Origin of the sequence: Thermaurantimonas aggregans (assembly GCF_003851885.1) — a bacterium.
GTDB classification, from domain to species: domain Bacteria; phylum Bacteroidota; class Bacteroidia; order Flavobacteriales; family Schleiferiaceae; genus Thermaurantimonas; species Thermaurantimonas aggregans.
Map to the genome: position 1 here is coordinate 85662 of NZ_BHZE01000005.1, position 25231 is coordinate 110892.

The 25231-nt window shown below is 39.5% G+C and carries 25 protein-coding genes; 7 read left to right on the forward strand and 18 right to left on the reverse strand.

Annotated features, from left to right (window positions below):
- Window positions 1-14: 14 nt before the first annotated feature.
- Window positions 15-626 carry a hypothetical protein gene (locus tag EIP89_RS03790; RefSeq protein WP_124397326.1) on the reverse strand — a complete coding sequence of 204 codons (612 nt, stop codon included), beginning with the start codon at window positions 624-626 and terminating at the stop codon, window positions 15-17.
- Window positions 627-707: 81 nt separating this feature from the next.
- Here EIP89_RS03790 and EIP89_RS03795 point away from each other — a divergent pair, with 81 nt between their 5' ends.
- On the forward strand, window positions 708-2105 hold the full coding sequence (locus EIP89_RS03795; protein WP_124397327.1) for an ATP-dependent DNA helicase: 1398 nt from the start codon (window positions 708-710) through the stop codon (window positions 2103-2105).
- On the opposite strand, the gene EIP89_RS03800 is transcribed toward EIP89_RS03795, so the two are convergent.
- On the reverse strand, window positions 2102-2470 hold the full coding sequence (locus EIP89_RS03800) for a nucleotidyltransferase family protein (protein ID WP_124397328.1): 369 nt from the start codon (window positions 2468-2470) through the stop codon (window positions 2102-2104). The genes EIP89_RS03795 and EIP89_RS03800 overlap by 4 nt on opposite strands.
- A 210-nt stretch (window positions 2471-2680) precedes the next feature.
- Between EIP89_RS03800 and EIP89_RS03805 the strand changes: the two genes are divergently transcribed.
- A complete protein-coding gene (locus tag EIP89_RS03805; protein ID WP_124397329.1) occupies window positions 2681-3907 on the forward strand; it encodes a glycosyltransferase in 1227 nt (408 codons plus the stop codon).
- Window positions 3908-3909: 2 nt separating this feature from the next.
- Here the strand turns inward: EIP89_RS03805 and pnuC are convergent, their stop codons facing one another.
- From pnuC to EIP89_RS03855, 11 genes are all read right to left on the reverse strand, one after another.
- On the reverse strand, window positions 3910-4449 hold the full coding sequence (gene pnuC, locus EIP89_RS03810) for a nicotinamide riboside transporter PnuC (protein WP_218019318.1): 540 nt from the start codon (window positions 4447-4449) through the stop codon (window positions 3910-3912).
- Between the two features lie 19 nt (window positions 4450-4468).
- Window positions 4469-5275: an XRE family transcriptional regulator gene (locus tag EIP89_RS03815; protein WP_124397331.1), complete on the reverse strand. Its 807-nt coding sequence runs from the start codon at window positions 5273-5275 to the stop codon at window positions 4469-4471.
- A 43-nt stretch (window positions 5276-5318) separates the two neighbouring features.
- On the reverse strand, window positions 5319-6242 hold the full coding sequence (gene xerD, locus EIP89_RS03820; protein WP_124397332.1) for a site-specific tyrosine recombinase XerD: 924 nt from the start codon (window positions 6240-6242) through the stop codon (window positions 5319-5321).
- 18 nt (window positions 6243-6260) lie between these two features.
- The gene (locus EIP89_RS03825) at window positions 6261-6839 is read right to left on the reverse strand and encodes a hypothetical protein (RefSeq protein WP_124397333.1); all 579 of its coding nucleotides are present in this window, start codon (window positions 6837-6839) and stop codon (window positions 6261-6263) included.
- 83 nt (window positions 6840-6922) lie between these two features.
- Complete coding sequence (locus EIP89_RS11455) at window positions 6923-7093, reverse strand: hypothetical protein (protein ID WP_160160511.1); 171 nt, start codon at window positions 7091-7093, stop codon at window positions 6923-6925.
- A 269-nt stretch (window positions 7094-7362) separates the two neighbouring features.
- A complete protein-coding gene (gene pyrF / locus EIP89_RS03830) occupies window positions 7363-8163 on the reverse strand; it encodes an orotidine-5'-phosphate decarboxylase (RefSeq protein WP_124397334.1) in 801 nt (266 codons plus the stop codon).
- Window positions 8164-8174: 11 nt separating this feature from the next.
- On the reverse strand, window positions 8175-9248 hold the full coding sequence (gene prfA, locus EIP89_RS03835; protein ID WP_218019321.1) for a peptide chain release factor 1: 1074 nt from the start codon (window positions 9246-9248) through the stop codon (window positions 8175-8177).
- 21 nt (window positions 9249-9269) lie between these two features.
- Window positions 9270-10448 (reverse strand): AIR synthase-related protein, encoded by a 1179-nt coding sequence (locus EIP89_RS03840; RefSeq protein ID WP_124397336.1) that lies wholly within the window; start codon window positions 10446-10448, stop codon window positions 9270-9272.
- A 68-nt stretch (window positions 10449-10516) separates the two neighbouring features.
- Entirely contained in the window at window positions 10517-11227 is a 711-nt protein-coding gene (locus EIP89_RS03845) for a Crp/Fnr family transcriptional regulator (protein ID WP_124397337.1), read from the reverse strand.
- A gap of 44 nt (window positions 11228-11271) precedes the next feature.
- Window positions 11272-12588, reverse strand: a complete 1317-nt coding sequence (rseP, locus tag EIP89_RS03850; RefSeq protein ID WP_124397338.1) for an RIP metalloprotease RseP — start codon at window positions 12586-12588, stop codon at window positions 11272-11274.
- Window positions 12589-12640: 52 nt separating this feature from the next.
- Window positions 12641-14908, reverse strand: a complete 2268-nt coding sequence (locus EIP89_RS03855) for a hypothetical protein (RefSeq protein WP_124397339.1) — start codon at window positions 14906-14908, stop codon at window positions 12641-12643.
- A gap of 40 nt (window positions 14909-14948) precedes the next feature.
- Here EIP89_RS03855 and EIP89_RS03860 point away from each other — a divergent pair, with 40 nt between their 5' ends.
- Window positions 14949-15449 carry an acyl-CoA carboxylase biotin carboxyl carrier protein subunit gene (locus EIP89_RS03860; RefSeq protein ID WP_124397340.1) on the forward strand — a complete coding sequence of 167 codons (501 nt, stop codon included), beginning with the start codon at window positions 14949-14951 and terminating at the stop codon, window positions 15447-15449.
- Here EIP89_RS03860 and EIP89_RS03865 read toward each other — a convergent pair.
- Window positions 15446-16480 (reverse strand): amidohydrolase family protein, encoded by a 1035-nt coding sequence (locus tag EIP89_RS03865; RefSeq protein WP_124397341.1) that lies wholly within the window; start codon window positions 16478-16480, stop codon window positions 15446-15448. The genes EIP89_RS03860 and EIP89_RS03865 overlap by 4 nt on opposite strands.
- A gap of 146 nt (window positions 16481-16626) precedes the next feature.
- Between EIP89_RS03865 and EIP89_RS03870 the strand changes: the two genes are divergently transcribed.
- From EIP89_RS03870 to EIP89_RS03880, 3 genes are read left to right on the forward strand one after another with little or no spacing between them, the layout of a single operon-like run.
- On the forward strand, window positions 16627-17214 hold the full coding sequence (locus EIP89_RS03870; RefSeq protein WP_262607401.1) for a DUF3109 family protein: 588 nt from the start codon (window positions 16627-16629) through the stop codon (window positions 17212-17214).
- Entirely contained in the window at window positions 17201-18004 is an 804-nt protein-coding gene (locus EIP89_RS03875) for a phosphatase PAP2 family protein (RefSeq protein WP_160160512.1), read from the forward strand. The genes EIP89_RS03870 and EIP89_RS03875 overlap by 14 nt, the downstream gene beginning before the upstream one ends.
- A gap of 36 nt (window positions 18005-18040) precedes the next feature.
- Window positions 18041-18451: a YopX family protein gene (locus EIP89_RS03880; RefSeq protein WP_124397343.1), complete on the forward strand. Its 411-nt coding sequence runs from the start codon at window positions 18041-18043 to the stop codon at window positions 18449-18451.
- A 62-nt stretch (window positions 18452-18513) separates the two neighbouring features.
- On the opposite strand, the gene EIP89_RS03885 is transcribed toward EIP89_RS03880, so the two are convergent.
- From EIP89_RS03885 to EIP89_RS03900, 4 genes are all read right to left on the reverse strand, one after another.
- Window positions 18514-18786 (reverse strand): HU family DNA-binding protein, encoded by a 273-nt coding sequence (locus EIP89_RS03885; protein WP_124397344.1) that lies wholly within the window; start codon window positions 18784-18786, stop codon window positions 18514-18516.
- A gap of 104 nt (window positions 18787-18890) precedes the next feature.
- Window positions 18891-19850 carry a methionyl-tRNA formyltransferase gene (fmt, locus tag EIP89_RS03890; protein ID WP_124397345.1) on the reverse strand — a complete coding sequence of 320 codons (960 nt, stop codon included), beginning with the start codon at window positions 19848-19850 and terminating at the stop codon, window positions 18891-18893.
- Window positions 19847-21745, reverse strand: coding sequence for a DNA topoisomerase IV subunit B (locus EIP89_RS03895; RefSeq protein ID WP_124397346.1), 1899 nt, complete (start codon window positions 21743-21745; stop codon window positions 19847-19849). Before EIP89_RS03895 ends, fmt begins: the two co-directional genes overlap by 4 nt.
- 182 nt (window positions 21746-21927) lie before the next feature.
- Complete coding sequence (locus EIP89_RS03900; protein WP_124397347.1) at window positions 21928-23919, reverse strand: hypothetical protein; 1992 nt, start codon at window positions 23917-23919, stop codon at window positions 21928-21930.
- Between the two features lie 93 nt (window positions 23920-24012).
- On the opposite strand from EIP89_RS03900, the gene EIP89_RS03905 reads away from it, so the two are divergent.
- Window positions 24013-25137 (forward strand): PQQ-dependent sugar dehydrogenase, encoded by a 1125-nt coding sequence (locus EIP89_RS03905; protein WP_124397348.1) that lies wholly within the window; start codon window positions 24013-24015, stop codon window positions 25135-25137.
- The last annotated feature ends 94 nt before the right edge of the window (window positions 25138-25231 follow it).

Consider the following 25231-nt stretch of genomic DNA (forward strand, 5'->3'; position numbering starts at 1 on the left):
AAGTTAAGTTTATATTACCAGTTTCCACTTACTATAGGCTCAGTAAGACTGCCAAGTATCAGAGCTTTTTCTTTTGAAATAAATTGTCCATACTCTTCTTTCAGATCTTCAAAAATAACGGTATCAGCGGCTGATACCTCAAATGTAGGAAGCACTATCCCATTTCTTTCGACAGAGGAAGCAGCTATTTTGAATTCTTTTCTATCGGTAAATGGAATATAACGCAATTCGTTCACATCTTTAATACCTTTTCCATCTAATAGAGCTTCGCGAACGCTGCGGTATCCTAAAACACGAATAATAACTGTATCTACGACTACATCGGTTTGATAAACTTTGTCGTATCTCATAAAAGAGGAATCCTTGCGCTCTTCGATAGCGATTTTGCCAGTATCAGCAAAAGCGAGAAGGGCATCGAAATCGTTTGCATAAGAACCGTTAACTTTTCGGTATTCGATTTGCAAATCGCGCAACAAATTGAGTCTATCAATTATTTTTTCGTATCTCTTTTTTCTAATTTCATTAAATTCAATGGGTTTGCGAATGGAAGCATAAATCTTGTAGGCAAAAAATACAGAACCTATTACCAGAAGGAGGTTTACTGCGAATTTTACTTTTGGATTCATAATAGCTTTTTGAAAAACTTTGCACAAAGCTACACCAAAATTCAAAAAATCAAATTCTGGCAAGGGAGGCTCTGTTAAACTATGATTAATATTGACAATATTTTTAAAGTACTCAATAATGAACCAACACTCGACCAAAAAGTTGCTGCTCAAAAACTTATTGATTTCCTTTCAGATTCAAATGCGCAGATATTCATATTAAGAGGCTCAGCTGGTACTGGTAAGACCTCTCTGATTACGGCCCTAGTTAAGTGCCTTCCGAAGCGAATTCGATTTTTTCTGTTGGCACCTACCGGTAGAGCTGCTAAAGTAATGAGTCAATATGCATCCTTACCTGCCTCTACCATCCATAGGCACATTTATTACACTTCGTCTAAGTCAGGGAAATTCATATTCAGACTGAAAATCAATCAAAACAACGATACTTTATATTTAATAGACGAAGCTTCCATGCTTGGTTTGCAATCAGAAGATTCGGAAATAAGTCTGCTCGAAGATCTCATTGAATACGTCTTTACCGGACAGCGCAATAAATTGATTTTGATTGGCGACCATGCACAGTTACCACCCGTAAAACAATCTGAAAGCCCGGCTCTAAACGAAGAACTGCTGAAAAACTACTTTTTTGTAAACACCTATTCAGCCCAACTCAACGAAGTAGTGCGTCAAAAAGACAGCTCGAAAATTTTGCTTAATGCTACAAGATTGAGGGATTCCATGAATTCCGAAACGCTATACTTACCCCCATTCCATCGTGGAATAGATTTCAGAGATCTAAAAGATAAGGCTGAGATTTTCGAATATTTATCTGATGCCTTTAGTGCAAAAAACTTGGATAACAGCGTAATTCTCGTTCGCTCAAACAAGCGGGCGAATATGTATAACGCGCAGATTAGGCAGAGAATACTTTTCAAAGAGTCAGAGTTAGATGCCGGCGACCGACTTATGGTAGTAAAAAACAATTATTTTTGGTTAGATGAAAATTCACCTGCCGGGTTTTTGGCTAATGGCGACATTCTTGAAATATTGAGAGTTTATAAAATTGAAGAAAAGTACGGATTTCGATTTGCAAAAGTGCGCGCTCGCATGCCTGATATCGATGACCAACCGCCTTTTGATGCCATTTTGCTTTTACATACTTTATACAGCGAGTCAGCCTCTATGAGTTACGAGGAATATGCACTCTTACTAAAAAACATTTCAGAAGAAAAATACGCAGATTCAGCTCGTAAATATTACAAAAAAATAGTATCAGAAAATGATTATGCCAACGCAATTCAAGTAAAATTTTCGTACGCAATTACAGTACACAAAGCTCAGGGCGGCCAGTGGGATACTGTATTCGTAGAAAAGCCTTTTTTACCTTCAGAACAATCAATAGAACTAGAGTATTTGCGCTGGCTCTATACTGCATTTACGAGAGGAAGGAGAAGTGTTTTTTTACTCGGATTCCCAGAAAATTATTTTTTTGACTATTAATTCTTTTGGTACAACAATATACTTGTAGTATCTCCTTTTTTGATCAAGTCTTCTGTTAAATATTTTACATCGTATAGATCGATATCTTGATTTAAAATTTCCATAAGACTTGTTTTAAAAGAAACGAATTTTTCATTGCGCTCTAGATGTTCATCTGTCAAGAAGTCAATTAAAAAATCCAAGTCATCACCTTCTTTAAACTGTCCTCTTGCAGCTGATCCGATCAAATAAAGTTCTTTCACATTGTGAAAAGCACAAAGATGTTGTATCTCAGGATACTTGAATACAAAATTTTCAAGAGGCTCACATCGGTAATACAACTTTACTAACGATTGAGGAATGGGATAGGAAATGCCGAGTATCATAACCTTGAAATTTTTTGTTAAAATTCTCTGATATTCTGCATTTAAAAAATGATAAAAATCAAGAATTCTTAAAAGCAAATTATACCGAGGAGCTTGAAAATGTTATTCAATAAAGATTTTCACTTTATTAAGCTAAAAAAACTCATGAAAGTCATAATTAGCTTTAGCTATTGATAAATATGTTTGTGATGAATTAATTCTTTTGTAAAAATGTCTCTTCGCCTACCCTCACAAAATTTTGTGATTTTCGGTCAGCAGCCATGGGATACTCCTATTGGCAGTAATTGCAAAAACATTGCGCTCGAATTGAGTAAAAACTTTAATGTTCTGTATGTAAATATTCCTTTAGACAGATTTACAATACTGAGAAACTCTCCGAACGACCGCAAGCACATCGAGTATCGCAAAAGCGTGCTGAAGGGGAAGATCAAACCTTTTGAAAACATTAATAATCGACTCATTACGTTTACGCCTCGGGTCGTACTCGAAAGCATCAATTGGCTGCCCGATGGAGCATTGTTTGACTTCTTTAACAAGATAAATAACCGCCGACAGGCCAAAGAAGTACAATTTGCTCTGAAACACGTTGGATTCAAAGACTTTATCCTCTTTAATGACAGCGATATGTTTCGCAGTTTTTACATGAAAGAACTTTTGAATCCTGTTTTTAGCATTTATTACTCACGCGACAATCTGATTTCAATCGATTACTTCAAAAAGCACGGCACGCGCATAGAGCCCCTTCTTATTGCAAAGAGCGATATGGCCGCTGCTAATAGCATTTATCTGAAAAATTACTGCGCCAAGTACAATCCAAACAGCTACTACATCGGTCAAGGCTGTGAACTCGACCTCTTTGACCCGGAGAAATCGTACGAAAAGCCTGTCGAAATGCAGCACATTCAGAGACCGATCATCGGCTATATAGGCGCACTGCTCAAGCTGAGACTCGACCTTGCTCTCTTGGAAAAAATCGCTAAAGATCGACCTAATTGGCAATTTGTATTTGTAGGTCCTGAAGATGAGCACTTTAAAGCCTCGCCTCTACATCAGATGCCAAATGTTCACTTCCTCGGTCCGCGAAAGCCAGAAGAACTGCCCAGGTATTTATACTTCTTCGATGTGGCCATTAACCCACAAGAAATCAATCCAATGACCATCGGCAACTATCCGCGCAAAATCGACGAGTACCTCGCAATGGGTAAACCTACTGTGGCTACACGCACCGAGGCGATGGAGGCTTTTGATGGCTATGTGCACTTAGCTACTACGGCTGAGGAATATTTAACGTTGATCGAAAAGGCCCTTTTAGAAAAAGACGATAATGATCTAAAAGCACGCAGAATAGCCTTTGCCCACAGCCACAGCTGGGAAAACTCAGTAAACGACATGCTGAGTGGAATAGAAGAAACTTTAAAGAAGAAAAAATTAAAATAATCCTAGGTCCAGAGCAGCCAGCCTCTGATAGCTAGCAAGGTGTAGAAGAAAAAGAGTAAGGCAGACAAATACAACCTTCTACTGAGGTACAAGACCACTGAAGCTGCATCTATACCGATCCAATATAACCAATTTTCCGGATAAAAATTTACCATCAACCAGGTAGCCCAAAAGCTAAACAAGGTAGTAAAGGAATCAAGGTAAGTGACTGCTGCACCTTTTATTTTATGGAGCAAGTTACCTGAAATCCAGGTAAGTATTCCCAAAAGGGCTATAGATAATGCATGTGTAGCAGCTGATAGCGAAGAGTGTACCCCCTCCTCTACCCAACTGCCGCGATTAAACAGTCCATAAAAAGCCATGAGCAAATAAAAGAAATGAAGCACTGCCTCGGCTATTAAACCCATTGAAAAAGTGATAAATACGTAAATTATTGACCCTACTATGGCAAACCACCAGCAGGCCATATTGCCATCAGCCAATAGCCAGGTGTACAACAAGCTGCAGCAAACTGCCACAGCTTCCAATAGTTTTAATTTCAAACCGGAAATATTTTGAAAATCAGGGAACATGTAAATGTCGCTTGATGCTCGACAAGTCCTCTTGTATTGTTCTGAGCGATTTAGCAATAGCCTCTTTGGAGGGTTCAGTAGTAGCTAATTCTGAACTGATAAAATAGCGAAACTTCCAGATTTCAAGTACTTCCTCAGCCAAAATGTAATAGGGACTGTAAGCTACATTAGTAGAAATCAAAAGGAAATTGCCCGATTCATTCAGTAGATTTTTCACGATTTTGAAAACAATTCCCTCATTTCTCGTCACAAGTACGTAAGGAAGGTTCGATTTCATATTCAGCCAATCATCGACATACTCGCCGATTACAATATCTCCATTGCCTACAGGTGGCATACTGTCGCCTGAAATGGTAAAAGCTCTAAATTTTCGGTTTTTTGACAAGAAGGGAAGCTGAATTATAGGCAGTTCTTTGATAAACTCAGGGTCAGAGTATCCAGTTGTATAGCCCGCTTTTGCCTTTTCAGGAACTAATTCGGTGAGGGTATCGCTGTTTGTATCTATTGCGGTGGTCAAGATGCGAAGCCTTCGGCCTAATACATCCAGATCAATTCCGCGCTCAATTTCACAAAGCTCTGATTCGCGCAGTTTAGACAAGTCTTGTCGTACCAATCGGTCAATGCTGACTTTAAAAAATTCAGCCAATCGCACTAAGACCGGAAGAGGTGGATCTGCCAATTTATTTTCATAGGAATTAATTGCAGATCGAGTAATTCCAACGGCTGAGGCCAATTCTTCTTGCGATAACCGTCTGCGCTTGCGCAAAAGGCGAATATTAGCGGCAAGAATCTCCATGTAAAATACTTTTTGACAAAAATACTGTCAAAAATCTGATTATTTAAATGTCTTTTTTGGGAAAAGTAACTTTTTTATGTGACCTGGGATGGTAGATATTGATCATATCTCTCAGATGTTTTTGACTCAAATGTGTGTATATTTCTGTCGTCAATATGCTCTCGTGCCCAAGTAAATCTTGAACAGCTCTAAGATCAGCTCCTGCTTCTACTAAATGAGTAGCAAAACTATGTCGAAAGGTGTGGGGTGAAATTTTCTTTTTAATACCGGCATCTTTCGCGTATTTTTTTATAAAAGTGAATACCATAACACGAGTGAGAGGTGCACCTCTCCTATTTAAAAAAACGTAATTTTTACTCTTTTTATCATGTATGACTTTGCTTCGTATTTCTTTAATGTAAATGTTTAATAGATGTAAAGCGTTATGATGGATTGGAACAAAGCGTTGTTTGTTGCCTTTTCCTGTCACTTTTATCATTTGTTCTTCATAATATATATCGCTTAATTTTAGCGATACTAATTCGCTTACTCGTATGCCAGTGGCATAGAGTACTTCTATGATTACTTTATTTCTAAATCCCTCATCGGTAGAAACATCTATAGCCTCAATAATTTGATTGATTTCATCAATACTCAATACATTAGGCAGATATTTTTCCAGCTTAGGAAGTTCGAGTAATTCGGCTGGATTTTCTTGAAGGTATTCTTCGATTTGTAAGAACTTGTAGAATTGTCGGATGGCAGATATTTGACGAGCTATTGAACGCGATTTTAAACCTGTAGTAGATTCTCGAATGAAGGTTTCTAAATCGTTTAATGTAATGGTTAAAACATCTTTATCTGCCTTTTCAGCCCATGCTAAAAACTTTTGAATATCAGTATTATAAGACTTTTCAGTATTCTGTGATAAGCCTTTTTCCAGTTTTAGGTATTCAATAAAATCGCTTAGAAGATCTTTGGGTTTCATTTACTCTCTTTGTTTATTTCATACCTTATTTTGAGCGCGAAACCAATACAACAAAAAAACTTGAATAAATAAAAATATTCCAATAAAAATCCACTTTATATTTCCGGGTATGCTCAATAGTAAAACAACGAGTAAAGCGGAGGTTATAACGATAATAAAAAGTAAGATATAGTTGTGAGTGTTTTTGCTGGCGTCAAGACTTCTAATAAATACTTCATCACGAATATTAGAATCTACTTTGCTATGTGTCGAGACATCTTTAATGATATGTAATTCATTCATCAATATGGAGTCTATTTTCCATTTAAATCTTCGCCTAAATGAGTAATACGAAACGATAAGTTCTACTTCAGTTTGATTTTCACTTTTCTTGAAAAAATTTATATCCATATACCTCTCAGGAATCCACTTAAGACGGTATAGACCAAAGGCTGATGGTCCAGCGATTTCCCATTTATTACCAGTTACAAATCTATATCCCATTTCATGTAGTAAGACATGTAGAATGCGGTCAACTTCTTGCTGATTTTTCGATACAATGAATTTAATAGATAACGTCTGTTTCGAATATCTCTTAAGAGCCAATAATGGTATCACAAAAACTGAAATTTAAATCAATAAGTATATAACAAAAAAGAGGCACGTAGGCCTCTTCTTAATTTGAATATGTCGATGTAGGATTATTCTTTTTCTTTGTGGCCGATGATCTTGTGAGCGAGCTTCGGATTGATTTGTTCAATAGAAACGAGCGTCAGCCAGTATCCGATGAACAAAGAAAGGAAAATGAGCATTCCAAAGCCCATTAAAAAAACAATCAAAAATAAAAACCAGCCGAGTGTGTATGTAATCATGACTTTTATTATTTACCCCACAAAGATATTTTTAATTACAAAGTTTCCAAATAATGTATATAAATTCTTTTTTACACGATTATGTTAAATTTCTCACTTTCAAACGGAAATCTCTCTGTTTAAAAACAATTTTTTTTAAACACAAAGAAATGTAGCTACATCTAAAATTTGTGATATATGATTCTATTTTTAAGCTGCTTATTTAAAGTATTGTTATTTAAATAGATACAGTTTAAAAGTAAAAACAATAATTAATAACTGAAACTAATTTAAAATTCATATTTGGAGGCAGCGGCTGCAGCGGCTTCTTCAAAGTCATCGTTAGAAGAGGCATATAAAATTTCGCGGCTTGAATTGATTAAGACTCCGGCTCCCGAGGCATTCAAAGCGTTACTAAGTGTAGTAAGATAGTCAGCTCCTTGTGCTCCCACACCGGGTATCAATAGGTAATAATCAGGCACCAAGCTTCTTACTGATTTAAGCATCGGGCTGTGCGTGGCACCGGTTACAAACATTATTTCATCTCGACCAAACTTTTCAGAAAATTTTTCAATTACCTTTTGATATAAAGGTTTGCCATCGTCCATTGGTTGTAATTGAAAATCAGATGCACCGGTATTGGATGTAAGAGCAAGCACAATGGCAAATTTTCCGCGTCGGATAAAGGGAGCCACGGTGTCAATGCCCATGTAGGGCGAGAGTGTAATTGCATCGAAAGGCATTTCGTCATAAAAGGCTTTCGCGTAGCGTTCAGCTGTGTTACCAATATCACCACGCTTAGCGTCAGCTATCAGAAAGTGCTGAGGATAATGGGACTTAATGTATTCTGCAGTATGAAATAAAATTTGCCAACCCTCCATACCCAAGGCTTCATAAAAGGCTACGTTGATTTTGTAGGCGACGCAGTATTTGTGAGTTGCTTTTATGATGGATGTGTTGAATTCCATCACTTTTTGCTTTGTCGTTCCTGTAATGTGGGCCGGAATTTTTGCAGGATCTGTATCGAGGCCCACACACAGTACTGTGCGCTTTGACAGGATCAGGTTGTCGAGTGACTCTTTGGAAAACATAACCAATAAAGTTATACTTCAGCACTTTCTTTCAAACGCTCAGCATTTTCAGCCAATTCGAGTTCTTCAGAAAATTTGAACAGATCACCGTTCATGATTTCATCTAGATTATATACTGTGAGACCAATTCGATGATCTGTCACCCGGCTTTGGGGATAATTGTATGTTCTAATTTTAGCCGATCGGTCGCCAGTACTTACCATTGTTTTGCGCTTTGAGGCTACTTCTTCCATTCGCTTGGTGTATTCGATTTCGAAGAGCTTGTCGCGAAGCATCTGCATAGCACGCTCGCGGTTGGCGTGTTGCGACCGCTCTACCTGGCAGGTAACTACTATACCTGTAGGCCTATGGGTAAGCATCACTTTGGTTTCGACCTTGTTAACGTTCTGACCTCCTGCACCCCCTGAACGGGCTGTTTGCATTTCTACGTCTGCCGGATTGAGCTCGAAGGAAATTTCATCGGCTTCTGGCAGTACTGCCACAGTAGCTGCAGAGGTATGTATACGGCCTTGCGTTTCAGTTTGTGGTACGCGTTGAACTCGGTGCACTCCTGATTCATATTTTAATACGCCATACGCACCTTCTCCATTTACTTTGAAGATGATTTCTTTATACCCTCCTGATGTGCCTTCGTTGTAATCGAGTACTTCTACCTTCCAGCCACGTTTTTCGCAATACTTTGAATACATACGAAACAGATCGCCAGCAAAAATGGCGGCCTCGTCACCACCGGTACCGGCGCGAATTTCCATCGTACATCCGCGAGCGTCCTCCGGATCTTTAGGCAAAAGAAGTAGTCGAATCTCTTCGCGCAGCTGTTCAAGACGAGGTTCCCCCTCTTCTATTTCAGCCAGTGCGATTTCGCGCAGTTCGGGGTCTTTCTCTGTTTTTAGAATTTCCTTTGCCTCCTGAATAGAATTGTAGAGATTTTTGAATTGTTTGCCCTTTTCCACAATGGCTTCCAGCTCTTTGTACTCTCGATTGAGTGCAACGTATTTTTTTTGATCGGCTATAATGTGTGGTTGTACTATTTGATCGGCAACATCTTGAAACTTTAGTTCAAGCGCTTCAATTTTTTCAATCAGCGAATCCATTTCTTTTAGCAATTAATATTCAAAAATCCCGAAATTGCTTTTGATGGTCAACTTTTTACCTTCAACTGGGGCCTCTACTCTACCTATGACCTGGGCTTCGAGTTGAAAATCTTTGCAAATTTCGATAATTCTGTCAGCTACCTGAGGGTCGCAGTAGATTTCCATGCGATGTCCCATATTATATATGGTGTACATTTCGCGCCAAGGGGTTCCGGATGCGCGCTGTAGCTCTGCAAATAAAGGCGGTAGTTCGAGGAGATTGTCTTTTACGATGTGCACATTTTCTACAAAATGCAATACTTTGGTTTGTCCACCTCCACTGCAGTGTATCATGCCGTGAATGCTTTTGCGCAATTCTTTTAATATTTGCTGTACCACAGGTGCATAGGTGCGAGTTGGGCTCAGTATGGCTTTGCCCATATCTAAAGGTGTTCCAGGCAGTGGCGTCGTAAGTGTGTAGGGTCCGGTATATACCACTGAGGGGTCTAAACCGGAATCATATGTTTCGGGATATTTAGATGCTATTTCTTTTGAAAACAGATCGTGACGAGCAGCAGTAAGGCCGTTGCTACCGATTCCTGAGTTATAAATGGTTTCATAACTCGTTTTTCCATAAGATGCAAGACCTACAATTACATCACCAATTTGAATATTGGAGTTATCGATTACTTCAGAGCGTTTTAAACGGGTGATTACAGTAGAATCTACTATTATGGTTCGCACCAGATCACCGACATCAGCTGTTTCACCTCCTGTCAGAACTGCTTCAATACCGAAATCACTCAACAATTGACAAAACTCTATGTTAGCCTCAATGAGGGTTTTAATGACTTCGCCCGGTATCAGATGTTTATTTCTGCCAATCGTGCTGCTTATCAAATACGGACCAGTGGATCCAATACAGAGCAAGTCGTCGATGTTCATCACCAGGGCGTCAATTGCGATCCCTTTCCAAACATTTAGATCACCTGTTTCTCGCCAGTAGGCATAGGCCAGCGATGATTTGGTGCCGGCTCCGTCTGCATGCATTGCAAGACAATAATTTGAATCGCCAGTAAGCAGATCAGGAATGATTTTACAAAATGCTTTTGGAAAAAGGCCTTTATCTACGTTTTTAATAGCTTCGTGTACATCGGATTTACTGGCTGATACCCCTCTTTTGAGGTAATGAGATGAATCGCTAGAAAACATACCTGCAAAGGTATTTCACCTCTCATTCAAAATTCCCCAAAAAGATGTATAATTATTCGAAGAGATTTTTAAATCAACATTTTTTGAAAAAATTTTTGATTTAAAAGTTTTATTTTGTTTCCGTTTCTTTTAATAATTCCCTTTTCTTCAAAGTTTTTCAGCCAACGGTACGTAGAGGTACGCGACGAACCGCTGAGCAGTGCAAGATCATCACTGTTTAATTCCACAGGAATGCTGTTGTCTTCATTCAAACCATATTTTGTAATCAAATATTTAAGCACTTGAAGTAATCTACCTTCAGAGTCGGCTTGCATTATTTTAACGCCATTCTGTTCAGTGAGTTCTGCTTTCTTAAAAATTACCTGCATTATTGGGAAAACGGCTTGTGGCTGACTAACTAGAAGCTCTTTTAATTTTTGAGTTGATAATTCCAGTAATATCGCAATTTCTGAAATACAAGAATAATCATACAATATTGGCAAATCTTGTATGGCGGCAGAAATACCTAAAAAGTCGCCATTTTTATGAAGAATTAATTCTCCATTTCTGTAGCTTTTTACACCACCTTCGATCAACCAGTAAAATTTATCTGATGATTCACCTCTTCTGAGAATTTCATCTCCTACTTTAAAAATTTTTAAATCACCAGAAGTAATAAAATATTGTAAAAGCACTTGAGAACCTTCGGGAATTAGTTTTGTGAAATTTTCTTTAATGAACTGCTCTTTATCCTTCATCACACTACTTGCAAACAAGGCAAATAAAAAGTCTTCTTTCATAGTATGATATGATTTTAATCAAAGCATATATTGATATTTGGGAACTAAAAGAGTTTAATAATATCGTTTGAATTAGCCAATATTAAAAGTCCTAAAAGTATGAAAAATCCTGCAAGTTGAGCATATTCTAAAACCTTTTGCGAAGCGGGTTTGCCAGTGAGAATTTCCCAGAGCAGAAATACCACATGGCCACCGTCGAGTGCTGGTATGGGCAGAATATTTAAAAAGGCCAGCATAATGGATAGAAAGGCAGTGAACGACCAAAACTTTTCCCAATTCCATGTCGTATCAAACTGCTTGGCGATCATGATAAATCCGCCGACTTCTTTGTATGCTTCTGTTTTGGGATTGAATATGATCTTAAACTGGCGGATGTAATCGCTTAGCATAGTTGCAGCCTTCGAGAAGGCCGCACCGATACTTTCTAAAAAGCCATATTTAATCACTTTGGTTTCAAAAAACTGCGAGGGATTCTGAGCAAAGACGCCAATTTTTCCACTCTCAGGTACATAGACCGGGATGGAGAGAATGTTGCTCGCTCTGTTTACTCGCAAGATTACAGTGTCGCCTTTGTGCTTGGGAATTTCCTCCAGATACTGATCAAAAAACTGCAGTTGTAGGTCATTTATTCCCACTAATTGATCACCTTCTTGTAGCCCGGCTTTTTTCGCTTCACTGTCTTCCACAAATCCACCGACGTAATACGGAAATCGGAGGCCAAAGAGGGTGCTTTTGGATTTTATAATGTCTGAAATTTTTTCTTCTGTGATAGTGATTCGCACAGGCTTTCCACTGCGCTCTACTTCCACATATCCTCCGCCTGAAAGAAGAATTTCTAGAGGAATCTGATGAAAGCGCTCGGGATATTTTCCATTGACGGATAGAATTTTATCTCCGTTTTTAAATCCTAAGGCAGTACCAATGCTATCGGTTACGATTCCGTATTTTACATTTTGGGTGGGGATGTATTCTTCGCCGTAGTACATTAGCATACCCATGTAGATGACTATGGCTAATAGCACATTCACGGTAACACCGCCTACCATGATAATCAACCTTTGCCAAGCTGGTTTTGAGCGAAATTCGTAGGGCTGTGGCGGTTGTTTCATCTGTTCGGTGTCCATACTTTCATCGATCATTCCAGAAATTTTCACATATCCGCCCAACGGAAGCCAGCCTATGCCGTATTCCGTCTCTCCGATTTTTTTCTTAAAAAGTGAAAACCAAGGATTGAAAAAGAGATAAAACTTTTCGACACGGGTTTTAAAAAGCTTTGCTGGAATAAAGTGTCCTAACTCATGCAAAATAATTAGTATGGAGAGGCTTAATAAAAATTGGCTAATTCGAACCAGAAGATCCATATTTGAATTACAAACATTTAAACAATTTACAAAAAACCAAAAAGTTCATCGTTTAATTGGTGAAAGATGCTTTAAAAAGTTGGATGTTAATTTCAAGATTTTTCCACAACATTTCAACTTCTGTCGCCTTCATACCGGCATTGAACAATTTCTGTGAGATGTATTCTTTATTCATTAAATCCAAACGATTTGATTCTTGTTTAAAGTTAAATATAAGCGCCTGATAAACAATACTTATTCTTTTAAAAGCCTCATCAAATGGTATGCCTCTCACGAAGGTAAGCAGGAGGTCGAGAATTTCTCTTTCACCTGTTTCAGCTAAAAACCAAATAAGTCCAGGGTCCGTGTTGCCCTCAATAAAACTTTCCAATGCCATTTCTGTGGCCTTGAGACCTTCGAATTGCTTCATGACCAAGAGATCTGAGTACAAATCTTGATCTTTTTGATTGCTGATAGCAGGTCTTTTTACCGGCAGTTGGAAGCGTTCGGCATTGCGATAGGCAATGGGCCGTGTAAAGGCGTCGGTTAGAGCAATTCCTTTTAAAATACCGTCATTTACTTTTCGGATTTGATAATCGGGTACTTCGTCGAGGCGTTCAAATCCAAAGTTTCGGATTTCCGGAAGAGAATCATCGAGTGCAAGCGATACTGCCGTGGCGAGTAGGTTGGGATTGCCAGTCGCAATCATGGTGCGAAAGGCTCTGTATCGATTTAAAGGAGTATATCCATAATTGAGCTCGAGCAGTGCCTGGTATTCAGGCCTTATTTCGTGTGTAGGGATCATTAGATATTCTTCCCATTGCGGATACAAAAAGAGAATTTCTGAGGATGTCGTTATATCGAAATTCATGATTTTTTCACCTGTGGTAGGTGTAATAATTGTATCTATTTTTTGGTCTTTGTTATAAGCTATCCATTGGAGAAATGTACCTTTTTTAACAATGAGGTTTTCATCATTCATTTGAATCTTTATGACATTTGATTTCGATGAAAATTTAATCTCGTAGGATATATAAAGTTTCTTCATATTAGTTTTGTTAATTACAAGGTGATTTATATCTGTATGAATTTTTTTCCTTTGAAGTATTTCGTGTATCTTTTTCTGAGCATAAATTTTACTGTATTCATCAAGTACATTTTTTAAAACATCAAATCCATTATAGAAATAAACATTGTAGAATAGTAGGATGTAATAAAGTCGAATATCGTTTGTATAATTACTGTTTTTTGTATAATTATCAACAACATTTCGGAGCTTTAATGCATGAATGCTTTGATTTGATGTTTCAATTATTTCTTTTACTATTTCAAAGGCATTAAGAACATCTAAAATTTCAGTACTGTTATCACATTGCATCAAGGCTGCTTGAATACACTTTTGTTCATTTGAAATTTTTTGAGGCATTAGGTAATAATAGGGATTTTTTGGTAAATAATAAATACCGGGATATAGTGTTGAATCAAATTGACATTTAATGTGATTTTCTGCTAAAAACGTATAACAAGGCTGAAATTTACTTGAAGGTTGCTGAAAGGTATTCGATGTGATTTTTGTTTCACTACTCATCGAAGGTTGTGATGGATTAGCTGCAATAGTCTGCTGTTGATTATTGGTATCCTCAGGATGAAGATCCGGTTCTACACGTTGGTTTCTAACAGCTGAAGAAGCAGGAGTAGGTGTTGGTTTTTTCGCTTGATTCTCGCTGGTAGAAGCTATAATGATTGGTCTTTCAAATACCACATTTATTTTTTGTATATCATCTGGAGATAAATTTGTTTTAAAAATACACATAGTATTCGATTTTTTATCGACAAAGCTGTAAAATTTTAAGCCATTAACCTTAAAATTTACTGCACTGCATATAGACAAAGAAATTAAGTAATTTTTATCATGAGGTTTGGGAATAATTTTCTTGAAAGTTTGTTCATTAAAATGAAATATTAATGTATTTTTACTATCTGTTACTATCAGATGATCCTGTAGATAGGACAGTGGAATTTCTACATCGAAGTAATATTTTAAAAATTTCTTATCAGTGTGTTTAAAAGTGAGTTTTTTTCCATCGTATTGATATGCTGTTTCGTCCAGTGGTTTTAAAAGGTATTTTTTAAAGTTATTTATAGATTGTGTTGGTGTTTCTATTGAATATTCTGCAGTGTAATTGCCCGGTGGTGGAGAGAGTAAGTAGGAAATTTTAACTGAATTATTGTTGAAATCCAAACTTATATTAACTTCAATATTTTGATTTTCAATTTGTTGTAATCTTAAATTGCCATTTACAACAAAGACTAAAAAAGCTAAAAAGAGAAATCGAATCACGGATATTGTGTTTACTTTTGGCTGTTGATTTCTACAGATTATGCAAATAAAATACGCAGATCAGGTTTTTGACGTAAAGCCGGGAAAAAACAACCGATTAAAAGGCGAAATAAATGGTGAGCTTTATGAAATAGAGCTGAAATCAGTAGCTGAAAATGAGTACATTCTGCACTACAAAGGTCGTAAGTACAAAGTATTAAAACCTTTTCAGATACCTGAAAGTGGATCAGCCAGAATTATAATCAATGGTAAGGATGTAGAATTTGATATAACTAGCGACCAGGAGCTCGTCATGAAGCAGATGGGACTCGGCGGTGGCGCGTCGTCAAAAGTCAGCGAGCTGAAAGCTCCTATGCCAGGTCTTGTTACTCGTATTTTGGTCGTTGAAGGACAAGCAGTTACAAAAGGTACTCCCCTACTCGCTCTTGAGGCTATGAAAATGGAAAACGTGATTAAAGCCTCAGCAGAGGGCACAGTGTCTGCTATCTTAGTGAAACAAGGCGATGCAGTTGAGAAGAATCAAATTTTGATACGCTTTTAATCAGCCAAAAAGAGTGATTTATCTATGTTGAGCCACTGAAGGGCTGCGCCATGTAGCAACTTTGCTTTTAGTTCCTCGTCATCAGTGTATTGATGGATTAATTCTCCTGGGGTTAACTCACCTAGAGGAAAGGGATAATCTGTGCCAAGTGCCACTCGATCAGCGCCAAACATGCGTATAATAAAATCGAGCATATTGATGTCGTGCACGAGGCTATCTACCCAAAATCTGCCTAGATATCTACTTGGATGATACGGATTGTCGATGGCACATAGATCGGGTCTTACATCAAATCCATGGGCGATTCTGCCAAAAGTGGCAGCAAATGACCCTCCGCCATGTGCTACAGCTACCCTTAAATTCGGCAGTCGCTCAAAGACTCCTCCAAAAATCAAGGAACAAATGGCCAAGGAACTTTCGGCGGGCATACCTACAAGCCAAGGGAGCCAATACTTAGGCATTTTTTCTTTGCCCATCATATCCCAAGGGTGCACAAAGACTGCCATCCCAAGGTCTTGACACGCCTCGAAGAAGGGAAACAACTGTGGAGCATCGAGGTTGAGATCGTTTACGTGTGTGCCAATTTCAACTCCAGCTAAACCAATGGATTTACAGCGTTCTAATTCACTGATTGCTAATTCTGTATCTTGCAGCGGAACGGTTCCAAGCCCTATAAATCGCTTGGGATATCGATGTACCACTTCGGCTATGTGGTCATTTAAGAACTTGGAAATATACAGGGTGTGCTCTGGCTTTGCCCAATAGCTAAACATGACTGGTACTGTGCTCAGTACTTGTACATCTACATGATGCACACCACATTCGCGAAGGCGAGTATTTGCATCCCAGCAGTTGTCTTCTATTTCGCGGAAGAATCGGCCATCTTGCATCATGCGGGCTCGGCATGGAGCGTGATGCTCGAGAAAGATGAAACCTCCGTAGCCAAATTTTTTCTTGAAGTCTGGTAAATGTTCGGGTAATATATGTGTATGAATATCAATGGTGAAGGTGTGGTGGTGATGAGCACACATTTGAGCAGGTAGATTATTGAGGCTTTGATTTGCGTCAAAAGTAAGATGTAAATAGGTCTTTTTGGTTTTAATCCAGTTATACAGTGGTAAGATGGAATTTTTTTCTGAAGAGTTATATAGTTACTTTGTACCTCAATTTTTTGCTTGTGTTTGCGGTAGAAATCGATGGCGCTGTAGTGGCCGAAGATGTAATGGCCAAAGAATTTGTGTGCAATTTGGCGCGCTGTAAAGGTGCTTGTTGTGTACATGGCGATGCGGGCGCACCTTTAGAGGAAGAAGAAACTCGGATTCTCGAGAAAGAATTTGAAAACATAAAGCCATTTTTGAGGCCTGAGGGCATACGAGCTATTGAAGAGCAAGGCACCTGGTTGAAAGATCCGCGCGATGGTGATCCAGTTACTCCTCTGGTTGAAGGTAAAGAGTGCGCTTACGTCGTTTTTGATGCTGACGGAATAGCTAAGTGCGGTATTGAATTGGCTTGGAAAGCAGGGGCAACTACCTTCCAAAAGCCTATTTCTTGTCACTTATACCCCATTCGAATTACGAAATACAAAACATTTGAAGCGGTGAACTATCATCGCTGGGAAATTTGTAGCCCGGCTTGTGAATTAGGTGCTCAACTGAAAGTGCCTGTGTACGTCTTCTTAAAAAGTGCCATTATCAGAAAATACGGGAAGGAATGGTACCAAAAACTCGATGAGGCAGCTAAACAGCTTGAAAATGAGAGGTTTTAACTTCTATGTTTTGTTGATCTTTTTGCTGACTGTTACAGTTTGCGCTCAACCCTCAAACTTTCCTTTTCGACTGACATATTCTATAGATGTCTCAATTGTAGCTGGAAATATTGCATTAATTGGAGCAAATACAGCTTTAAAAGCTCATCTAAATGTACCCACAGACGCTGAAATTTTGCAACTCGACCGCGAACGATTGTTTTATCTCGATCGAATTACTTTCCGAACATTTAATACCACAACTGAGCGCGCAAGCCACTACGCGATGTTAAGTACTATTGCTTTACCCGTTTTGTTAGCGCCTTATTCGAAATCATTCTCTCAACTATCGACAATGGCAGTCATGGGCATTGAGACCTACTCCACTACCCTATTGGTAGTTCAAACGCTGAAAACTCTCACGCGAAGACCAAGACCTGAAATGTTCACTAATGCATACGACATTTCAAGATATAGAGGCATCGAGAGTTTAAATTCCTTTCCTTCGGGACATACGGCTATGGCTTTCGCAGCTGCAGGGTTTGTACACGCATGCCAGGAAGTATATAAACAGCAGAATTCCTTGGCTACTTTTTTAATGTATAGCACATATGCCGCTGCGATTACCTCTGGATTTTTGAGATATTACTCCGGGGTTCATCATCTGACTGATGTAATAACAGGGGCTGCCTTGGGATGGTCGATTGGTTACTTCATCCCAAAACTTCATCTTCATATTAGGCGCTCTAATCAATCTTTTCTACTAACACCCTCGCCTAGTGGCGTGATTCATTGTGCTATTAAGTTTTGATGAAAAACATTTTAGTTGAATTTCCGTTAAAGTTGCATGTTCGGAGAAAAGCGTTATCGGCTCAGAATTGATGATAAAATCGTAGGCTACAAGCGCGTAATGAGCGAATCGTATGAATTTTATTCGCGCAATGGCTTATGGTGGTCAGGCCATCAGCTGTATTACAAGCAAATTGATGAATATTCGGGGTTAAAAGATCGAAACAACCAGCATCTGTACGAACTCGACATTGTAGAGTATCGCATTGATACTGGTATAGAGCGCAAAGGAGTAATCCTTTGGAATACAAAAGACAAGTGTTTTTGCATCAAAGATTTAGAAGATACTGGTTATTTGCCAATTTGTGTAGATGACGTTTACTTGTTCAGTTCAAAAGATTTGAAATTTCACTCCTATCTCTTTATCAATCCAGAGATCATGGAGCGACTGGGTATAAAAGATGAATAAAAAACCGGCCACGTGTAGGCCGGCGTAATCTTTTCAGAGTAGAGTTGCTGATGTAAGTATTGTTATGCAATGCTATCAGCAAGCTCTTTTCCCGGCTTGAACTTGGCAACTTTCTTAGCAGGAATGCTAATGGTCTGACCATTTGAGGGATTTCTTCCTTCGCGCGCTGATCTTTCAGCCACTGAAAAGGTTCCAAAACCAGTGAGGATCACTTTGTCACCATTCTTAAGTGCCTCATTTACAGTACTGATGAAAGCATCAACTGCAGCTTTGGCGCTGACCTTGCTCATTCCAGCCTTAGATGCTACTGCATCGATGAATTCTGTTTTGTTCATGAGAGTAAATTTTATGTTAATTTTTTCTTTACAACGACAAAAGTAACTGATAGATGAAATTATGCAAGAGATTAAGAAAAAAAATTGAGGTAAATTTTTAACGTTTAACTGTTAATCTTTATCAGATTTGTTTTATTCAATACACCATTTAAAAATTCACTTGCTGTCATTTCTTTTTTACCTTCGGGCATAAGTTTTTCAATGCTCAGAGCCCCGTCTGCGCATCCTACGATGAGTTGTTTTTTATTTTCGACATGTAGTGTTTTAGGAGGAATTTTAATGGAGTTTCCGAGAATTTTTGTTCTTAATATTTTTAAAATGATCGGTTTATTTTGAATTTCTAAGACTGTGTATGCTCCAGGATTTGGGCTCAGACCTCTTATAAAATTATGAACCTCTAAAACTCCTTTTGTCCAGTCAATCAAGCAGTTCTCCTTAAAAATCTTAGGTGCTGTTTTAAGATTTTCATGAATTTCTTGTTTTTTTGGAACAATGGAATTGTTCAGAATTCCTTCTAAAGTTTTGAGAATCAATTCAGCGCCGGGCTCAAGCATGGCATCGTGTAATTCGCCTGCCGTCATGTCAGGTGTGATGGGTATTTTGGTTTGGAGTAAAAGGTTTCCCTCGTCAATTTTGTCGTTGATAAAAAAAGTGGTAAGGCCGGTTTCCTGTTCACCGTTGATGATGGCCCAGTTGATCGGTGCCGCCCCCCTGTATTGCGGTAGTAAAGAAGCGTGAAGATTAAATGTGCCAAGCGGTGGTAGTTGCCATACGCGATCGGGTAACTTTTTAAAGGCTACTACTATTTGAATATCAGGATTATACGATTTCAGTGCTTCAAAAAAATCGTCTGATTTTAAGCTAAAAGGCTCTAAAACGGGTATTCCTAATTCGATGGCCGCTTGTTTTACCGGACTCGATTGCATTTTAAGGCCTCGTCCGGCCGGTTTGTCGGGCGTAGTAACTACGGTTACCACATTGTAATTGTTTTCGATTAACTTCTTCAAACCGGGCACGGCAAAATAGGGTGTGCCCATGTACACAATGCGCGGATATGGCTTCATAGCTGTTCTTCGATGAGTTCTACGGACTGATGGTCGTTCAAATCAAGAGGATTTTCGCCCTTTTCAATTTTTAGATTTCCAATAATAAACTCTTGTCGAGCTGGGGTATTCTTGCCCATGTAGAACTCAAGAATTTCGTCGATGGTTTGGTCTTTGCCAATAAGAACCGGCTCTAGCCGGATGTCTTTGCCTATAAAATGGCGGAATTCATCGGGACTAATTTCACCCAGACCCTTAAATCGAGTGATTTCAGCTTTGTTGCCGAGCTTTCGAAGGGCTTCAAATTTTTCTTCTTCGCTGTAGCAATAGATGGTTTCTTTTCTGTTTCGCACTCTAAAAAGAGGTGTTTGCAAAATGTAGAGGTGATTTTCGCGAACCAGCTCAGGGAAGAATTGCAAAAAGAAGGTAATGAGCAGCAAACGGATGTGCATGCCATCTACATCGGCATCGGTGGCAATCACTACGCGGTTGTAGCGAAGGTTTTCGATAGACTCTTCGATATCGAGGGCGGCTTGAAGTAAGTTAAATTCTTCGTTTTCGTACACCACTTTTTTGGTGAGGCCATAACAATTAAGAGGTTTTCCTTTCAGGGAAAATACAGCTTGAGTATTTACATCGCGCGCTTTGGTAATGCTGCCGGAGGCTGAGTCGCCCTCAGTGATAAATAGGGTGGATTCGAAGCAGCGCTCATCCTTTACATCGGTGAGGTGAATGCGGCAATCGCGCAACTTTTTGTTGTGCAAACTGACTTTTTTAGCGCGCTCGCGGGCTAATTTTTGGATACCGGCCAGTTCTTTGCGCTCTTTTTCAGCCGCAACGATTTTTCGCAAGATGGCATCAGCCACTTCCGGGTTTCTGTGCAAGTAGTTGTCAAGTTCTTTTTTAACGAAGTCGTTCACATAAGCTCTGATACTTGGCATACCGGGACCCATTTCGGTAGATCCGAGCTTGGTTTTCGTCTGAGATTCGAAGACTGGCTCAATTACTTTGAGCGAAATGGCGGCAATAACCGATTGGCGGATATCGGCCGTGTCGAAATTTTTGTTGTAAAACTCCCGAATGGTTTTAATCATCGCTTCGCGAAGGGCAGCTTGGTGTGTGCCCCCCTGTGTGGTGTGCTGTCCATTAACAAAAGAGTGATAAATCTCTGACTGTGAACGCTCGCTGTGCGTGATGGCTATTTCAATATCATCGCCTTTCAGGTGAATGATTTCGTGTAAGATAGGCGAGTCGATAGTATGGGTTAGTAAGTCTTTCAGTCCGTTTTCGCTTCGGATGGTTTGTCCGTTGTAGATGATGGTGAGGCCGGCATTCAGGTAGGCGTAATTCCACATCATGCGCTCAACGTACTCATCTACAAACTTGAAGTTTTTGAAAATGGTATCATCTGGGGTAAAAATGATGCGAGTACCTCGCCTGAGGGTAGTATCTTCGATTTGAGATTCAAATTTGAGGTTACCTCGCTCAAATTCAGCCCACTTGGTTTTTCCATCGCGAATGCTTTGCACTTTAAAGAACGACGAAAGCGCATTCACGGCTTTAGCACCCACGCCATTCAGACCGACGGATTTTTTAAAGGCTTGGCTGTCGTATTTAGCTCCGGTGTTAATCTTACTTACAACATCCACAGTCTTGCCTAATGGAATGCCACGGCCATAGTCGCGCACCGTCACTGTGCGGTCGTTTATGGTAACTTCGATCGTTTTGCCGGCTCCCATCACAAATTCGTCGATGGAGTTATCGATGATTTCTTTTAGCAAGATGTAGATCCCGTCGTCAGGTGAGCTTCCATCACCTAGCTTACCGATATACATACCCGGCCGCAGGCGAATGTGCTCCTTCCATTCGAGGGTTTTGATGTTCTCTTCGGTATATTTAATTTGATTTTCAGACATTTAAATGAATCGATTTGCCCTTTTTTCTCAACTTTCAAGTTTAAAAACTATCGTCATATCGCTGTATGTAAAGTGAATTGAGTTATTAACACTGGCGTTTTATTATTGGATTTAATGTTTTTTTATACATAAAAAACGGAGAACCGACTGCTCCCCGTTTTTCTTGAATATTGTTTTAAAAATCAATAAAAAGCCACTGGAAGTTTAAGGATTTTAATTTGTCCATCTATTTGTAAGACAATAAAATAAACTCCTGATATTAACTCTAAGGGAGAGGTGAAAGTACCGGTAGAATGAAAATCAACAGAATAAATCAATTTGCCTGATACATCTATTATTTTTAGTTTGGATGGTACACCACCTACAGGTAATCCTGAAATGCTAAGAACTCTATTGCGATAGGCAGCCTTCAAAGAAGAATAGGCAGTTTCGTCAATAGAAAAGGAGGTACATACCAAGTCGCATCGATTAAAACACACATCGGGCAGTGTGGTGTCTGCCGTTGGAACAGTCAGATTTCTTGAACCTAGAAATCCACAAGAGCCGGTGATAAGCTCTTGACCGGCAGGGCTATTTGTGGTCGAAAATCGATACAAAACTTGTTCGCCCTTTGGCAGATCTAAGGTGATGCTGTACTTGTTTGGGCTCACTAGGTTCATTTGGTGTTGTGTAAAATTCCAACCGTTGAAAGTACCGGCTACGTACATACCTTGTGGCGATACCTGAATTCCTTGGGTGAGCACTGAAATGGTAACCTTAGAAGTAGGCAACTGTGCCGGACAGGTATCGCACATCGAAAAGCAAACAGCCGAAAGTATTGTATCGTTTGTGACATTAAAGACTCTGTTGTAGCCACCAAAACCATCGCTTACACCACAGGCTGGTGGCACAGCCTCAGCACCTGTGAAAGTAGAATCGTTCAAAAACTTATACTGAACTGTCGTACCTGAATTAATTACTACAGTGGCTGAATAAATAGTACCGTTAGCTGTCATTGGCGTAGCCTTTGGTGACCAATTGTTAAAACTACCGGCCAGATAAACTCCATTGGGTGAGATGGTTTGATTTTTCATATCCACTCTAAAGGTGACATTTCGCGGCTGAGGCACCGGACATGGCCCACACATGCCAAAACATACGACTGGAAGAATGGTATCGGTATTAGGCATCACAAACCAACGATTAGGCGAGGGTATACCTAATCCACAGGCTGCAGGTACTGTTTCGTCCTGTCCCCAAGCATTTCCGTTTATGAACTTGTAAAACACTGTATCTCCTATGCTGGCTGAATCTAAGCGCACGTACAAACCAGAAGCGGTATCTAAAGTCATGGTCGAACCGGCAGGATTCCAACCTTGAAAATTTCCTGCTACATGTACCCCATTAGAACTTACCGATTGTTGGCTCATATCAACGCGAAAAGTCACTGCTTTTTTGGGCGTTGGTGGGATTACTGGGCAATTTGTATTGCATGTACCGAAACAAACTGCAGGAAGTACCGTATCGCTGTTTGGCACGGTGAGGAATCGGTTCACTGGATTTCCCATACCGCAAGCAGCTGGTACAGTTTCATCTTGCCCCCACGCATTTCCATTGATGAATTTGAATTGTACTGTCTGTCCTACAGGTAATGCCACGGTGTAACTCCAAATGCTTCCGCTTTTGATCATAGGTGTGGAGGCTGGATTCCAACCTTGAAAGCTACCTGCTATATGAACTCCCATTTGACTTACGTTGGCAACATTCGACATATTCACCTGAAAGGTCACAAGCTTGGTTGGTGGCAAGGGTTGGCAGGTTGTACAGGAGCTAAAACAAACAACAGGCAACACTGTGTCTTGTGTAACTGTAAGCGATCGATTGAATCCTCCAAATCCATTTGATACTCCGCATGCTGATGGCACCTGCTCCTCCCCTGCCCACGTGTTTCCGTTGATGAATTTGTATTGAATGGCAGTTCCTTGAGCTATTTGTGCACTAAAAGAGTACACCCCATTGCCAACAGCTGTCATTTGAGAGGTCGCAGGATTCCAATTTTGAAAACTTCCTGCTACGTGTACGCCAGCAGTAGATACTGTTTGTTGGCTCATATCCACGCGAAAGGTTACTGTGCGTAACTGTCCGTAAAGAGAGGATGTACCAAAAAGAATGGCAATAAGTATTGTATTTTTCATTAAATCAAGTCTTTGCCACAAAGAAAGTGTATTTAATACACTTTAGCAAGATTTCGAAAAAACAAAAAAGAGTATTACTTTTGTTTAAGAGTGATGAGAATATTCTTTTTATACTTTATCTCTATTACAGTATCCTCTTTCGGTTGTGAAAAAATAAGTTCGGAAAAACAACCTAACAATGACACTATTCCCTCGTTTGAGGTGCAAAAAATCCCTGTGATTACGGGGCTGAATATCCCATGGGGAATGGTCTTTATAAACGACAGTTTGGTGCTTATAGCTGAAAAAAGTGGCGATGTGATACTAGGAAATGTGTATACTGGTTCAAAAGAGGTGCTTTTCAAGGTTCCAAATGCTGTCGTTTATGGTCAAGGAGGTTTAATGGATATACGTCTGCATCCATTTTTTAATCAAAACAAATTAGTATATTTCACATACACAAAACAGGTCAGCGGGCTTTATACTACCGCAGTGGGCAGAGCCATCTATGAAAACAAGTCTTTTAAAAACTTTCAGGAAATTTTTGTGGCTGAAATGCTAAGCAACTCAGGAGTGCATTTCGGCAGCAGATTGATTTTCGACGGCAAGGGGCATTTTTACCTGGGTCTTGGTGACCGTGGTAATATGCAACAGTCACAAAACACAAAAAATCACATGGGTTGTATCTTAAGGTTACAAGAGGATGGCAGTGTGCCTTCCGATAATCCATTTGTTACTAATCCCGACTTTTTGCCAGAAATCTGGACAAATGGTCATCGCAACATACAAGGAATGGCCATTAACCCTATCACTGGTGAACTTTGGGCACATGAACATGGTCCGCAAGGAGGTGATGAAATTAATGTGATTAAAAAAGGATTGAATTACGGGTGGCCTCTTGCTACTTATGGACAACAATATGGAGGAGGCAAAATTGCCGATCCCAGCTATCCGGGTACTGAGCAACCAATTCACTACTGGACACCAAGCATAGCACCGTGTGGAATGGCTTTTATAACGTCCAACCGATATCCGGGGTGGTCAGGTCATCTTTTAATCGGGGCTCTCGCTGGCCAGCATTTAAACAAAACATCCTTCCAAGGTTCAACGCTCAGCTCTGAATGGCGGTATTTTCAGGGTGAAGGGCGAATTCGCAACGTAGTAGAATCCACTGATGGCTGGATTTATTTTTCTGATGAATCTAATGGCATACTCTACAAGTTAGTGCCAAAAATTTGAATTGAATACAGCAAGTCATTCGTAGAATCTCTTGCGTTTTTTTTTAAAATTCAGAAACGAACGATCATCAAAAAATTAGGCCGCTTGAATACCA

Coding starts and splice junctions, on each gene's coding strand:
- EIP89_RS03790 (WP_124397326.1), bottom strand. CDS start 626: ATGAATCCAAAAGTAAAATTCGCAGTAAACCTCCTTCTGGTAATAGGT.
- EIP89_RS03800 (WP_124397328.1), bottom strand. CDS start 2,470: ATGATACTCGGCATTTCCTATCCCATTCCTCAATCGTTAGTAAAGTTG.
- EIP89_RS11455 (WP_160160511.1), bottom strand. CDS start 7,093: ATGATTACATACACACTCGGCTGGTTTTTATTTTTGATTGTTTTTTTA.
- EIP89_RS03815 (WP_124397331.1), bottom strand. CDS start 5,275: ATGGAGATTCTTGCCGCTAATATTCGCCTTTTGCGCAAGCGCAGACGG.
- EIP89_RS03840 (WP_124397336.1), bottom strand. CDS start 10,448: ATGTTTTCTAGCGATTCATCTCATTACCTCAAAAGAGGGGTATCAGCC.
- EIP89_RS03880 (WP_124397343.1), top strand. CDS start 18,041: ATGTTCGGAGAAAAGCGTTATCGGCTCAGAATTGATGATAAAATCGTA.
- EIP89_RS03895 (WP_124397346.1), bottom strand. CDS start 21,745: ATGTCTGAAAATCAAATTAAATATACCGAAGAGAACATCAAAACCCTC.
- EIP89_RS03805 (WP_124397329.1), top strand. CDS start 2,681: ATGTCTCTTCGCCTACCCTCACAAAATTTTGTGATTTTCGGTCAGCAG.
- EIP89_RS03885 (WP_124397344.1), bottom strand. CDS start 18,786: ATGAACAAAACAGAATTCATCGATGCAGTAGCATCTAAGGCTGGAATG.
- EIP89_RS03905 (WP_124397348.1), top strand. CDS start 24,013: ATGAGAATATTCTTTTTATACTTTATCTCTATTACAGTATCCTCTTTC.
- xerD (WP_124397332.1), bottom strand. CDS start 6,242: ATGAAACCCAAAGATCTTCTAAGCGATTTTATTGAATACCTAAAACTG.
- EIP89_RS03875 (WP_160160512.1), top strand. CDS start 17,201: ATGAGAGGTTTTAACTTCTATGTTTTGTTGATCTTTTTGCTGACTGTT.
- EIP89_RS03865 (WP_124397341.1), bottom strand. CDS start 16,480: ATGTGTGCTCATCACCACCACACCTTCACCATTGATATTCATACACAT.
- pyrF (WP_124397334.1), bottom strand. CDS start 8,163: ATGTTTTCCAAAGAGTCACTCGACAACCTGATCCTGTCAAAGCGCACA.
- EIP89_RS03900 (WP_124397347.1), bottom strand. CDS start 23,919: ATGAAAAATACAATACTTATTGCCATTCTTTTTGGTACATCCTCTCTT.
- EIP89_RS03845 (WP_124397337.1), bottom strand. CDS start 11,227: ATGAAAGAAGACTTTTTATTTGCCTTGTTTGCAAGTAGTGTGATGAAG.
- rseP (WP_124397338.1), bottom strand. CDS start 12,588: ATGGATCTTCTGGTTCGAATTAGCCAATTTTTATTAAGCCTCTCCATA.
- EIP89_RS03795 (WP_124397327.1), top strand. CDS start 708: ATGATTAATATTGACAATATTTTTAAAGTACTCAATAATGAACCAACA.
- fmt (WP_124397345.1), bottom strand. CDS start 19,850: ATGAAGCCATATCCGCGCATTGTGTACATGGGCACACCCTATTTTGCC.
- EIP89_RS03860 (WP_124397340.1), top strand. CDS start 14,949: ATGCAAATAAAATACGCAGATCAGGTTTTTGACGTAAAGCCGGGAAAA.